Genomic DNA, 13,416 nt, shown 5'->3' on the forward strand with positions numbered 1-13,416 from the left:
GCGGCTGGTCCGTCGGCGGTGGAGAGTGGTCGTGTCACAGCGGCGGGGCGATGTCCCGCCGTTCCTCGACCCGCTGGTATTCGACAGGCTGCTCGGTGGTGGTGACCACCTCGCGGCGGCGGCCCCAGATCAGCGTGGTCATGATCAGGCCGAGCACGCCGGCTCCCATCAGGATCCAGCCGACCACGTCGAGGTTGATGCCGCCGACGCTCGCGTCCAGTGCGAAGGTGAGGATCGCGCCGAGCGCGATCAGGAAGATGCTGGTGCCGATACCCACGACAGCCTCCTTAGGGGGTGTGGTGCGCTGTCGGGCCCTTCAGTACCCCGGCGGGGACCAGCGCAACCGCGACCGGACAGGGTGCCGTACCAAGCGATCTTGGCATCGGGTAGAGTTCACCTGTCGCCGGCGCTTGTCGGGGACGTGCGGACGTAGCGCAGCTGGTAGCGCATCACCTTGCCAAGGTGAGGGTCGCGGGTTCGAATCCCGTCGTCCGCTCGCGACGCGCCCCACGGGGCCGCCACGGGCGATTGGCGCAGTGGGAGCGCGCTTCCTTGACACGGAAGAGGTCACTGGTTCAAACCCAGTATCGCCCACCATCCACCCCCGCAGCTCTGATGACCCGTTACCGGATATCCGGTAACGGGTCTCGGCGTTTCCGCCTACTCGCCGGCCCGGAGCACCTCGCTCAGCCGGTCGCGTCGCCGCAGCGCCGACTCGACAGGTACGACAGTGGCGGCCGTCGCCAGCAGCGCCACGCTCACCAGGCCCAGCAGCCACCACGGCAGGGCCGCCGCCGGGTCGGCGGCCTGGCCGGTGAGCAACCGTAGGTCGAGCGGGCCGAACGTCAGGCGCGCGAGCAGGGCCCCGAGGAGCGGGCCGCACACCGCGGCGACCACGACCGGCGGCAGCAGCTCTCCGGCGGCGACCCAGCGGGCGTCGCGTGGCCGCAGGCCGAGGGTCCGCAGCCGGGTCAGGGTCTGCCACCGCTGCGACGCCCCGGCGGCGGCGGCGAGCGTGAGGCCGAGCAACCCCAGCGCCAGCAGCACCGCGGCGGCAGTCCACGCCAGCCGTAGCAGCCCCGCGGTCAGCGGTGCCACCCGCTGCGCCCGCAGGACGTCCGTGCGCAGCACGACGTCGGCGGCGACGCCGGTGTTCGACACGGCCCGCGCCGCGCCGGGGCCGGTCACCCAGACGGTGTTCGCAACGGCGGGCAGCCCGGCGTCGGCGAGCGCCGCGGCGTCCACGATGACGACGTCGTCGGCACCGCCGACGGAGGGAGCGGTACCGACCGCGGCGAGACCGATCGCCGGTGCGTCGTCCCGGGACAGTTGCAGCCGCGTGCCGGGCCGCAGACCGCCGTCGCTCGACCGGACCAGCGCGGGGACGTCCCCGGGGCCCCGACCGGGTGCGGTGAGCCGGGCCAGCGCCGGCGCGTCGGGCAGCGGAGTGGTGGCCAGCAGGCGCTGGAACGCGGCGGCGTCCACGACGACAAGGCGTGGGGTGAGCGGTGTCGAATCGCTGGAGACGTGTGCCGAGTCGGTCACCTGCGCGACGACGACCTGCTCTACCCCGGGCGCGGCGGCGATGCGCTGGGCGAGTGCGGGTGTGGCGGCCTCGGTGTCGGCGCCGACGTCGAGGCGGGCGTCCGCGCCGACGGTGCTCCACGCGCCGTCGGCCAGACCTCGGGTGACTGTGACGCCGAGGATGAGCGCGAACGACGCGAGCGCCGTGGTGCTGACGAGAACCAGCAGTGGCAGCGCACGCCCGGCCGTCGTGGCCGCCTGGGCGGCACCGAACACGGCCAGCGGGCGGCGCGAGCGCAGGGCCTGGCGGAGTGCGAACCGCGCCCCGAGGGGCACCACCCGGAGCAGGACGAGCGCGCCGACGAGCGCGCCCAGAGCGGGGGCGCTGATCGGCAGGATCAGGTCGCCGGTCAGCTCGCCGGTAGCACCGTCGGAGGAGACGGGCAGCAGGCCGCGCTGGTGCAGTGTGACGAGGGCGGCGACCGCGGCGATCAGGACAGCGACCTGGACGGCGGCGCGGCGCAACCGACCGGTGGCCCGGATCCAGCGCCGAGCGGCAGGGTTGGCGGGTTGACGCCGGTCGCGGCTGGCGCGGGCGGCGGCGAGCGTGCCGAACGCCGGCCCGGCGACGGCACCGGCCAGAACCACGGGAACCGTCCAGGTCCAGGAGACGCCCGGGGTGACCACGCGGGCGAGTGCGAGCCCGACGGCGGCGGCCGACAGGGACACGACAGTGGATTCGATGACCAGTTCCGTACCCAGGTCGGGTAGTGCCGCCCCCCGCTGCCGGGCGGCCCGCAGCACCGGGGTACGACGGCGGACCAGCAGGTCGGCGGCGAGCAGCAGGACCAGCACGGTGGCGGTCAGCACGCCGGCGAGCAGGACGGCGGCCTGTGCGAAAGCCGCGCTGTTGCGGGCCTGGGCGTCGCGCAGGGTGGTGTCCAGCTGCGATTCCCACTTCAGGGACTGGTCGCGGCCGCCGGACGAGCCGGAACCGGCCTTGAGCTTGACCACCTTGCTGGCGAGCGCGGCGGTGGCGTCCCAGGTGAGCGCGTCGGGGTCCGGGGCGAAGTGGATGGTGCGCCGCAGTTGGCCCTCGTCGACGGCGAGCCGGGCGTCCGGCAACGACGCGCGCGACAGCAGGCCGCCGAACCGGGTGGTCCCCACGCCGTCGGCGCCGGGCACGGGGCGCAGCAGCGCCGGGGCGAGTTGCCAGGCCGGGTCGGTGCTGTCCGCGGGTCGGTAGATCCCGCTGACCCGGACGTCAGTGTCGCTACCCTTGCCGTCCGTGACCCGTATCCGATCGCCGGGGCCGAGGCGCAGTGCGGCGGCGTCCGCCTCGGAGAGACCGACCTGCACCGGCCAGGGCGGTCCGTCGTAGGAGGTCTCGACGTACTCGTCGGAGACAGTGGAACCGGGCGCGTTGCCGGCGACCCAGGTCACGGCCGGGGTGTCGAGGTCACCGGCCAGGTAGGTGAGCTGGAAGGTACGCGGCACGGTGCCGTCGGTGATGGTGAGGATCGGGCCGTTGACGACGGCGACGGGCGGAAGCAGCGCGGCGTCCAGGTCGGGTCCGAGCGCGGTTGCCGCCCGGGCGCGGAACTTGTCGACCTCCTCGGCGAGGCGGGGCATCCGGACCCGCCCGCCGGTCGGCCCGTCGTCGCGTTCCCAGTCGGCGTGCACGAGGACTGTCGAGTCGTGGCCGGCGCGGCGGACCGTGTCCCGGACGGCGGTGTCGGCGGCGGCGCCGAACAGCGCGGGCACGGCCCCGGCGAGTAGCGCGATGGCCGCGATGACGGCGGCGGTGAGCAGCAGCGGTCCGGCGTCGGCACGGCCACGGCCACGGATGCTGGGCCAGTGCGGCGCCGGCCACCGGCGGGTCAGCCACCGTTTCACGGCGCCACCCGCGGGTGCGCGGCGTCGGCCCGGCGGACCTGGACGGTGACCACCACGGCGACCGCCAGCAGGCAGCCGGCCAGCAGTACGGCGAGCAGTGCGGCCTCGGCTGGCCACGGCCAGTGTGGCTGGGTGGCCGGGACGGGCGCGGCGCCGGTGTCGGAGCGTACGAGCAGGGGGGCGACGACGCGGGTGGCGAGCGCGCCGACGGCCGCGCCCGCCGCGAGCAGGGGCAGCAGAACGCCTGCGTGTTGGCCGAGCAGCACGCCCCGGATGTCGCGCCGGGACATCCCCAGGCCGCGCAGCCGCGTCACCTCGACGGCGCGGACCTGTAGGTCACAGGTGACGTGCAGGACGACGCCGGCGAGCAGCAGCAGGGCCGCGGCCGGGACGAGGAGCCGGAGGGCGGCCGGCAGCCCGGCGCGCAGCGGGCCGCCGGTGAGGCGGGCCGTCTCCGCCTCGCGGGTCGTGACGGTGCCCAGGTACAGGGCGGCGGCCCGCTCGGCGGCACCGGCAGCGGCGGGGTGGCCGACCCACCAGGCGTCGACCGGGAACGTCAGGTCGCCGGTGACGGCGCGTGCGCGCGACAGCGTGTCCAGGTCGGCCAGGACGGCGACGGCGCCAGGGGCGGACGGCACGGTCGGCACGACCTCTCTGACGACGATCCGGACGGGTGTGATGCCGACCGTGACGCTGAGTTGGCTGCCGCGCTTGGCACCGACCTCGCTGGCAAAGTGGGCGGAGACGGCGACGGGCACCGGGCCGGGGTCCGGGAATGCGGTGGCGACGAGGGTCCGGGCGGCGTCCTCGGCGCGGCCGAGGTCGACGGTCGCGGCCATCCGCAGCGCGGTTCCCGTCGGCGTGGCGGACACCCCGACGGTCAGGTCGCTCACCTTGCTCGGGATCGGCGGCGCGGACGTGGCGGTCCACTCCGATCCGTCGGTGGGCTTCTCCACCGCCCCGGTGGGCGGCACGGTGAGGGTGACGGCTACGGCGACGGATCCGCCGACCGTGTCGGTGGTGAGGGGCAGGGCGACCGCGACGAGGCGCTGCCCGTCAGCCGTCGCGCAGGCGGGCAACCGAAACTCCTGGCCGTCGAGCGGTACGGCGGGACCGGTGCAGGACGTGCGGAGGCCGGTGGCGTCCTGCAACATCAGTTGGGGTGTCACGGCGAGCGGGGCGCCGCCGGCGGCTGTCCCGCGCAGGACGAGCGGGGCACCGGCCGGAATGGCGAGGCCGGTGGCCCGGGTGCGGGGTGCCAGCGTGGCGCCCACGTCGGCCCATCCGCGGTCGTCGTCCAGCCGTCCGCGCAGCAGGGCGTCGGCGCGGGTGGTGTCGACGGCGACCAGGCGCGGCGCAACGCCCGCGTTGCCGAGCCACTGACCGACCGTGGTGCCCCGGTCGAGGACCGGACTCACGGCCCCCGCGGTGGCCGCGCTGACGGCCGCGCCCTCTCCGGCCACCGGTGCCGTGCTGAGGGTGAGTGCCAGGTCGGTGCCGACGGTGAGCGCCGCCTGGTCGCGCTGCGACTGGTGCCACGTGTCGTCGAAGGCGAGGCCGAAGGTTCCGGCCGCGCAGGCCAGTCCGACGAGCAGTCCGGCGGCGACCGCCTGTGGCCGGCGGGCGGCCTCGGCGACCGCCAGCGGAAGCGCCAGCCCTCTGGCGCGGTACGCCAGCCGGTCGGCGCCACGAAGGGCGGGCAGCACCACCCGGAGGGCCAGGGCGGCGCCCGCCGTGAGCAGCAGCGCCGGTGCGAGCACCCGGACCGCGTCGGCGCGTGGGCTGGCGGCGGCGGGCTGCGCGTACAGCTGCCACCAGCCGGCGGCGGCGAACGCCGCGAGCAGCACGTCCGCGCCGGATCGGGCCAGCAGCTCGCGGCGGGTGCGCTGGTCGCTGGCCGCCGGGACGGGCCGGATGGCCAGGACGGTGAGGACGGCGGCGAGCACCAGCGCGCCACCGACGACCGCGAGGACCTGGACACCGACGATGGCCGGCCGGACGGTCAGGCCGGCACCGTCCAGCGGCGGCAGGTGGGTCAGGCCGGCGTGCAGGGCCGACGAGGCCGGTATCGCGAGCGCGGCGGCGACGGCGGCGACGAGCCCGGCCTCGATCGTCGCGGTGGCGGCGAGTTGGCGACGGCTGGTGCCCAGGGCGGACCGCAGGGCTGTCTCGTCGGCGCGGATGCCAGTGGTCAGCCGGCCGGCGAGGACGAGTGCCGTCGCGGTCAGGACACCGCCGAGGACGGCGATGGCCAGCACGACGGCGGAGGTGACGTGCCGTTGGTCGTCGGCGGCTCGCAGGGTCAGCGGCAGTTCGGAGGAGACCCGGGCGAGCCGGACGCGGTCACCGAGGGTGCCCGCCAGCCGGCGGTCGGTGTCGCGGACGGCCCCGGCGACGGTCTCCAGGTCGCGACGGTTGGGGTCGGACAGGTCCGGATGGGCGGTGACCTCCATCCGGTCGACAGTGGCGCCTGTGGTGACCAGGTCGGTGAGGTCGACGAGGAACGGGCCGTAGGCGTTGACCGGCTGGAGGAAGCGGCCGTCCCGGTAGCCGGTGGCGGAGCCGGCCGCGGCCAGCGGGTCGCGGTCCCAGCCGCGTCCCGGCAGCGGGCGTACCACTCCGACGACTGTCACGTCGATGGCCGGGACCGGCGCGTGGGCCAGTTCGGCGCCGAGGCGTACCCGGCTGCCGGGGGTGAGGCCGAGCAGTTGTGCGGTGGACTCCAGCAGCACCGCGTCGCCAGGGTGCTGTGGCCAGCGCCCGGTGATCAGCTCGGCTCGGGTCGGCAGGTCGTCCATCCCCGACAGGTACGCCTGGGCCGGAACTGTGGTGCCCTTGGCGAGCGTGGGCGGCAGCGCCCGCAGCACCGTCGACGCCCGCGCGGTCGTCGACGCCGGGAACGGTGCGAGCGCGGAGGTCACCACGGTGCGGGTGTCGGCGGCGACGGACGACGTGTCCGGGCCCTCGACGGCGCCGGTGTAGACGGTCACGTCGACGGCGGCGGGGGCGGCGCGGGCCATGGCGACCTCCAGCGCCCGCTCGGCGGTGCGGGTGATCAGCAGGGTGCAGGTGCCCAGCAGTGTCGCGCCGATCGTGACGACCCCGAGGAGGGCCGCCAGCAACGGCCACTGGGCGCGGGCACGCCGGCTGACCAGCCCCATCATCGCGTCACCCGGCTGCCTGTTCGTCGAGGTGCCCGTCGTGGATGCGGATCACCCGGTCGGCCAGGGCCATCATCACCGCGTCGTGCGTCGACACCAGGACGGTGACGCCTTCGGACTCCACGATCCCGCGCAGCAGGGCCATCACCGACAGGCCGGTCTCGGCGTCCAGTTGCCCGGTGGGCTCGTCGGCGAGCAGGAGTTGGGGCGACGCGGCCAGCGCGCGGGCGATCGCCACCCGCTGCTGCTGGCCGCCGGACAGCTCGGCCGGCCGCTGCCCGGCGTGGTCGGCCAGGCCGATCAGCTCCAGCAGCAACTCGACCCGCCGCTCGCGCTCGCTCGGGGCGACGCGGGCCATCCGCAGCGGGGCCGCGACGTTCTCCGCGGCCGACAGCACCGGGATCAACCCGAAGCTCTGGAAGACGTACGACACCTTCTCCCGCCGCAGCCGGGACAGGCCGTCCTCGTCGAGCGCGGTGACGTCGGTGCCGTCGACGTGCACGGTGCCGGCGTCCGGGCGGTCCAGGCCGCCGATGACGTTGAGCAGGGTGGTCTTGCCGGAGCCGGACCGGCCGACGAGCGCCACCATCGAACCGGCGGCCACGTCGAACGACACACCGCGCAGGGCGTGTACGACGCTCGGCCCGGTGCGGAAGCTCCGGTGCACGCCGCGCACGCGCAGCAGTGGCTCGCTGCTCATTCGCCGCTGCCCGAGTCGGGGTGGATCGTGATGTGGTCGGATTCCAGGGCCAGCCGGACCCGTCGGGTCAGCGCCAGCGCCTGGCGGAACTCGCGGGGCACCTGGACCCGCCCGGCGCGGTCCATCACGGCGTACTCCTCGGCGATCACGTGCGTGTCACCCTCCGCGTCGGTGGTGGTGCGGCGCAGCACCTCGCTGCTGGTGCGCCCGTCCCGGATCGCGACTGTGCGTTCGACCTGGCCGCTGACCTCCGGATCGTGGGTCACCACGACGACCGTGACGCCGTACCGCCGGTTGACGTCCCGCAGCGCGCCGAAGACCTCCGCGGACGTGGCGGCGTCCAGTTCACCGGTTGGCTCGTCGGCGAGCAGGACCCGCGGCTGGTTGGCCAGCGCCACCGCGATCGCGACCCGCATCTGTTGCCCTCCGGAGAGTTGCCCGGGGCGCCGGTCGGCGCAGTCGGCGACGCCGAGGCTGTCCAGCAGCTCGGCCGCGCGCTCCCGGCGCTCCTCCTTCGGCGTCCGGGCCGTCGTCATCGGCAGGTCCACCATCTCCCGTGCGGTCAGGTACGGGATGAGGTTGCTCGCCGTCTGCTGTCGTACGAACCCGACGGTGTGCCGCCGGTAGTCCACCCGGTCCGCGCGGGACATCGCCAGCAGGTTCCACCTGTCGACCCGGACCCGCCCGGCGGTGGGGGCGTCGATGCCGGCCAGGATGGAGAGCAGTGTCGACTTGCCCGATCCGGAGGCGCCGACGACGGCGACCAACTCGCCGCTCTGCACGGCCAGGTCCAGCCCCTGCAGGGCCTGCACCTCGATCGAACCGGTCTGGTAGATCCGCACCAGGTTCTCGCAGACGATGAGCGCGTCCCGGCCGAACTCGGGCGCCCGCGCGGTTGGCTGCGGCAGGGACAGCGGTGTGCGGGGCATGCCCTTCTCCGTCCGGGTTGTGCCGCCGTGGAGCCAGCCTCGGGTGACCGGGGCAAGCTGCGGCACGCCAGTATCGCCCATCGCGGAGAACTTCTCGTCATCGCAGCCCGGTCGAGCCGTCGCCGTACCCCAAATCGATGGCGGTCCTCGTCGCGGGTTGCGAGACTCTGGCCTGTGCGAGAGCCGGACCGTTTCCGAGGCGCCGTGCGGGTGTGGGCGACCGGCGGCGCGGACGCCGCGGCAGCCGCCACTGTTGCCCGCGAGCTGGCCGGTGAGCTGAGCACTGTCGTGCTCGTCGAGGGCTTCAGCGACCAGTGCGCGGTGGAGGCGCTGGCCGAGCGGCGGGGGCGCGACCTGGCGGGTGAGGGCGTGTGCGTCCTGCCGATCGGTGGCGCGATGAGTGTCGCCAGGTACCTGCGGCTCTTCGGGGCGCAGGGCCTGGCCCTGACCGTACGAGGGCTCTGCGACGAGGCCGAGGAGGGTTTCTTCCGACGGGGGCTGGAGCGGGCCGGTTTCGGCGGTGACCTGACCCGTCCGGCCATGGCGGCGCTCGGCTTCCAGGTGTGCGTGACCGACCTGGAGGACGAGCTGATCCGTGCGCTGGGCAGCGCCGGTGTCGAGCGGGTCATCGATGCCGAGCGGGATCTGGCGAGGTTCCGGGTCTTCCAGAAGCAGCCCGCGCAGCGCGGGCGGACGGTTGAGCGACAGCTGCGCCGTTTCCTGGGCACGATGAGCGGTCGCAAGGCCCGGTACGCGTCCGCGCTCGTCCGTGCCGTCGACCCGGGCGCCATCCCCCGACCGCTGGATCGGTTGCTCGACTGACGGTTCTGCCACGGGCAGATCCGCTACCGGTGAACAGGGCTGTCGTTCGCCGGCCCGCACCGGCAGGGTGGGCGGATGAGATTGCTGGTGCTCGGCGGTACGGGGTTCGTGGGCGGTGCGACGGTCACCGAGGCGGTCCGCCGTGGCTGGTCGGTGACCGTCTTCAACAGGGGGCTGCACGGGACGGTGCCTCCCGGCGTACATCGGTTGCGGGGTGACCGCACCGCGCCGGACGGCCTGACGGCGTTGGCCGGCGGCGAGTGGGACCTGCTGGTGGACACCTGGGACGGCGCACCGCGCGCTGCCGGGGACGCCGCCCGCGCGTTGGTCGACGCGGTAGGCCACTACGTGTACGTGTCCAGCGGGTCGGTCTACGCCGACCCGGCCGCTGCCGGGCTGGACGAGGACTCACCGGTGGTGGACGCCGACCCGGACTCCGTCGACGGCGACTACCCGCAGCTCAAGTCCGGCGCGGAGCGTGCCGTGCGGGAGGTCTTCGGGCAGCGGGCGCTGGTCGCCCGTGCCGGGCTGATCCTTGGCCCGGGGGAGGACATCGGCCGGCTGCCCTGGTGGTTGCGGCGCGTCGAGCGGGGCGGCGACGTGCTCGCCCCCGGGCCGGCGGGCCTGCCGGTGCAGTACATCGACGTCCGTGACCTGGCGGGCTGGATGCTGGACGCGGGCGCCCGGCGGGTGGGCGGCACGTTCAACACGATCGGTCGGCGGGCGCAGACCACGATGGGCGAGCTGCTCGACGCGTGCGTGGCAGTCACCGGTGCCGACGCCCGGCTGTGCTGGACCGATCCGGCGCCGATCCTCGCCGCCGGTGTGCAGCCGTGGAGTGACCTGCCGATCTGGCTGCCGATCGGCCACCCCTACCGGGGGTTGCTGGAGCGGGACGTCACCCGTGTCTTCGCCGCCGGGCTGACCTGCCGGCCGGTGGCCGAGACCGTCGAGGACACCTGGCGGTGGCTCCGCGAGGTGGGCACGGTCCCGCCGCGTGCCGGGCGGCCGGACCGCGGCTCGATCGGTCTGGCCCCGGAACGGGAGGCCGCCGTGCTCACCGGCTGATCTCCGCGCGGTCAGCGTTCGCGGACCACCGCGACCGGGCAACTGGCGTGCTGGATCACCTGCTGGCTGACCGAGCCGAGCAGCATTCCGGCCAGTCCGCCCCGACCCCGGCTGCCGACCACCACCGCCTGCGCGGACCGGCTCGCCTCGATCAGCATCGCCGCCGGGCTGCCCGGGATCACGTCGACGGTGACGTTCAGCTCGGGAAACGTCCGTCGCCACGGTTGCAGTGCCTGCTCCACGGCGGCCCGCTCGTCGGGCACCCCGGCCGCCGCAGCGGGGCCCGGTGTCCAGGCGTGCAGCACGCGCAGCGGCATCTGCCGCCGCGCCGCCCGTTCCGCTGCGAAACCGAGCGCCACCAGCGACGGCGCCGACCCGTCCACCCCGACCGCCACCGGGCCGTCCGGTCGGCCGGCCGTGCCGTCGCGCACCACCACGACCGGGCAGTGCGCGTGCGCGGCGACCGACACGGCCGTGGACCCGGCCAGCAGGCCCCCGAAGCCGCCGTGGCCTCGGCTGCCGAGCACCAGCATCCCGGCCTCGGCCGAGCGTTCCTGCAACACCAGCGCGGGTGGCCCGTCGTACACCTCGCCGGTGATCCGCAGCTTGGGGTGGGTGGCGGCGGCGTTCGCCGCGGCCTTGCGCACCAGGTCCTCGACCTGCCGGCGGGCGGTCTCGTCCGGCCAGACCCCGGGCGCCACGCCCGGGCCGACCCAGCCGGCCACGGTCAGCCATTCGAAGACGTACGCCAGCCGCACCGGTCGGCCGCTGTGCCGCGCCTCCTCCAGCGCCCAGTCCACCGCCACCGAGGCGTCGGTGGAGCCGTCGAAGCCGACCAGGATCTCCGCGTCGCGCACGTCGTCCTCCTCAGGGGTTCGTCGGGTCGGTCGTGCGGACCCAGCGCCACTCGGCGACCGCGGGGTCGTCCTCGCCGTACCGGCGGGTGTAGTCGCGGGCGGCCTGCCGGGCGTCGACCATCCGTTGGCGCAGGTGCGCGGCGCGGGCGGCCAGGCCGGGCACCCGGTCGATGACGTCGATGACCAGGTGGAAACGGTCCAGGTCGTTGAGCATCACCATGTCGAACGGGGTGGTGGTGGTCCCTTCCTCCTTGTAACCGCGTACGTGCAGGTTGTCATGGTTGTTGCGGCGGTAGGTGAGCCGGTGGATCAGCCAGGGATAACCGTGGTACGCGAAGATGACCGGCCGGTCCGCGGTGAAGATGGTGTCGAACTCGTTGTCGGTCAGGCCGTGCGGGTGCTCGGTGTCCGTTTGCAGCCGCATCAGGTCGACCACGTTGACCAGTCGGATCCGCAGGTCCGGGAGGTTCTGGCGGAGCAGCTCGACGGCGGCCAACGTCTCCAGGGTGGGCACGTCTCCGCAGCAGGCGAGCACCACGTCCGGCTCGGTGCCCTCGTCGTTGCTGGCCCACTCCCAGATGCCCAGGCCCCGGCGGGTGTGTTGGATCGCCTCGGTCATCGTCAGCCAACTCGGTGCCGACTGCTTACCGGCCACCACCACGTTGATGTAGTGCCGGCTGCGCAGGCAGTGGTCCATTGTGGCGAGCAGGGTGTTGGCGTCCGGTGGCAGGTAGACCCGCACCACCTCGGCCTTCTTGTTGACCACGTGGTCGATGAAGCCGGGGTCCTGGTGGGAGAAGCCGTTGTGGTCCTGACGCCAGACGTGGCTGGACAGCAGGTAGTTCAACGAGGCGATCGGTTGCCGCCAGGGGATGGCCCGGGTCACCTTCAGCCACTTGGCGTGCTGGTTGAGCATCGAGTCGACGATGTGGATGAACGCCTCGTAGCTGGTGAAGACGCCGTGCCGGCCGGTGAGGAGGTAGCCCTCCAGCCAGCCCTGGCACAGGTGCTCGGAGAGCACCTCCATGACCCGGCCGTCGGGGGAGAGGTGGTCGTCGCCGGCGACGGTGGCCGCCACCCACGTCCGGCCGGTGACCTCGAACGCGGCGCCCAGCCGGTTGGAGGCGACCTCGTCCGGGCCGAACAGTCGGAACGTCTCCGGGTTGGCGCTGATGACGTCGCGGATCCACGGGCCGAGCACCCCCGTCGCACCGGCCATCGGCCTGCCCGGTTCGGGGACGTCCACGCCGTAGTCGCGAAAGTCGGGCAGGGTCAGGTCGCGCAGCACCACGCCACCGTTGGTGACCGGGTTGGCGCTCATCCGCCGGTCCCCGCGCGGGGGCAGCGTCCGCAGCTCGTCCACCGGCGCGCCGGTGGCGTCGAACAGTTCCTCGGGCCGGTAGCTGCGCAGCCACCGCTCCAACTCGGCCAGGTGCGCCGGGTCGTCGTGTACCCCGGACAGCGGCACCTGATGGGCGCGGTACGTGCCCTCCACCTGGACGCCGTCGACCTCGCTCGGGCCGGTCCAGCCCTTCGGCGTCCGCAGGATGATCATCGGCCAGCGGCTGCGCTCGACGGCACCACCGGAACGGGCCCGCCGCTGGATCTCGGCGATCTCGTCCAGCGCGCGGTCCATCGTCGCGGCGAGCGTGCGGTGCACCACGGCGGGGTCGTCACCGGCGACCACGTACGGCTGGTAGCCCGAACCGCGCATCAGGTCGAGCAGATCGGTTTCGGGGATCCGGGACAGCACCGTCGGGTTGGCGATCTTGTAGCCGTTGAGGTGCAGGATGGGCAGCACCGCGCCGTCGCGCGCGGGGTTGAGGAACACGTTGGAGAGCCAACTGCCGGCCAGTGGGCCGGTCTCCGCCTCACCGTCGCCGACCACGCAGGCCACCACGAGATCCGGGTCGTCGAACGCGGCCCCGTAGGCGTGGCTCAACGCGTACCCCAGCTCGCCGCCCTCGTGGATCGAGCCCGGCACGTCCGACGCGACGTGGCTGGGGATGCCACCGGGGAAGGAGAACTGGCGGAACAGCTTGGCCATCCCGGCCTCGTCCCGTGCCACGTCGTGGTAGCGCTCCGACCAGGTGCCCTCCAGCCAGGTGTTGGCCACGATGGCCGGGCCGCCGTGCCCGGGGCCGGTGACCAGCATGGCGTTGAGGTCACGCGCCACGATCACCCGGTTGAGGTGGGCGTAGATCAGGTTGAGCCCGGGGCTGGTGCCCCAGTGCCCGAGCAACCGGGGCTTGATGTCGTCGCGGCTCAGCGGCTCCCGCAGCAGCGGGTTGCCCAGCAGGTAGATCTGCCCGACGGTGAGGTAGTTCGCGGCACGCCAGTAGGCGTCCAGCCGGCGCAGCTCGTCGTCGGTGAGGGCGCGTCGCGCGTCGAGAGCGGTGTCCATCAGGCTGCCTCTCGCGGGTAGGAGTGGGACGTGCGGCTTCGCCGCAGCGAACGCC

9 protein-coding genes and 2 tRNA genes are annotated in these 13,416 nt (G+C 74.1%); 4 read left to right on the forward strand and 7 right to left on the reverse strand.

Annotated features, from left to right (window positions below; all coding sequences use genetic code 11):
- Positions 1–34 precede the first annotated feature (34 nt).
- A complete protein-coding gene (locus tag AB0A95_RS14310) occupies positions 35–277 on the reverse strand; it encodes a DUF6458 family protein (protein WP_357070106.1) in 243 nt (80 codons plus the stop codon).
- Positions 278–423: 146 nt separating this feature from the next.
- Here AB0A95_RS14310 and AB0A95_RS14315 point away from each other — a divergent pair.
- Positions 424–496 (forward strand) — tRNA-Gly (locus tag AB0A95_RS14315).
- Positions 497–522: 26 nt separating this feature from the next.
- A tRNA-Val gene (locus tag AB0A95_RS14320) sits at positions 523–597 on the forward strand.
- A 63-nt stretch (positions 598–660) separates the two neighbouring features.
- Here AB0A95_RS14320 and AB0A95_RS14325 read toward each other — a convergent pair.
- Genes AB0A95_RS14325 through AB0A95_RS14340 form a run of 4 tightly spaced genes read right to left on the reverse strand, consistent with a single transcriptional unit; the run spans position 661 to position 8,210 of the window.
- The gene (locus tag AB0A95_RS14325) at positions 661–3,420 is read right to left on the reverse strand and encodes an ABC transporter permease (RefSeq protein ID WP_357556128.1); all 2,760 of its coding nucleotides are present in this window, start codon (positions 3,418–3,420) and stop codon (positions 661–663) included.
- Complete coding sequence (locus tag AB0A95_RS14330) at positions 3,417–6,584, reverse strand: permease (RefSeq protein WP_357556129.1); 3,168 nt, start codon at positions 6,582–6,584, stop codon at positions 3,417–3,419. Before AB0A95_RS14330 ends, AB0A95_RS14325 begins: the two co-directional genes overlap by 4 nt.
- Positions 6,585–6,588: 4 nt before the next feature.
- Complete coding sequence (locus AB0A95_RS14335) at positions 6,589–7,281, reverse strand: ABC transporter ATP-binding protein (RefSeq protein WP_357556130.1); 693 nt, start codon at positions 7,279–7,281, stop codon at positions 6,589–6,591.
- Positions 7,278–8,210, reverse strand: coding sequence for an ABC transporter ATP-binding protein (locus AB0A95_RS14340; RefSeq protein ID WP_357556131.1), 933 nt, complete (start codon positions 8,208–8,210; stop codon positions 7,278–7,280). Before AB0A95_RS14340 ends, AB0A95_RS14335 begins: the two co-directional genes overlap by 4 nt.
- Before the next feature lie 174 nt (positions 8,211–8,384).
- On the opposite strand from AB0A95_RS14340, the gene AB0A95_RS14345 reads away from it, so the two are divergent.
- Together AB0A95_RS14345 and AB0A95_RS14350 are read left to right on the forward strand one after the other, a co-directional pair.
- Positions 8,385–9,032: a TOPRIM nucleotidyl transferase/hydrolase domain-containing protein gene (locus tag AB0A95_RS14345; RefSeq protein ID WP_357556132.1), complete on the forward strand. Its 648-nt coding sequence runs from the start codon at positions 8,385–8,387 to the stop codon at positions 9,030–9,032.
- A 75-nt stretch (positions 9,033–9,107) separates the two neighbouring features.
- A complete protein-coding gene (locus tag AB0A95_RS14350) occupies positions 9,108–10,100 on the forward strand; it encodes a reductase (RefSeq protein ID WP_357556134.1) in 993 nt (330 codons plus the stop codon).
- A gap of 11 nt (positions 10,101–10,111) precedes the next feature.
- Here AB0A95_RS14350 and AB0A95_RS14355 read toward each other — a convergent pair whose 3' ends face one another.
- Both AB0A95_RS14355 and AB0A95_RS14360 read right to left on the reverse strand, forming a co-directional pair.
- Entirely contained in the window at positions 10,112–10,957 is an 846-nt protein-coding gene (locus AB0A95_RS14355) for a universal stress protein (RefSeq protein WP_357556135.1), read from the reverse strand.
- A 10-nt stretch (positions 10,958–10,967) separates the two neighbouring features.
- Positions 10,968–13,361, reverse strand: a complete 2,394-nt coding sequence (locus AB0A95_RS14360) for a phosphoketolase family protein (RefSeq protein ID WP_357556136.1) — start codon at positions 13,359–13,361, stop codon at positions 10,968–10,970.
- Between the last annotated feature and the right edge of the window lie 55 nt (positions 13,362–13,416).

The organism is Micromonospora sp. NPDC049230, from assembly GCF_040647875.1.
GTDB lineage: Bacteria > Actinomycetota > Actinomycetes > Mycobacteriales > Micromonosporaceae > Micromonospora.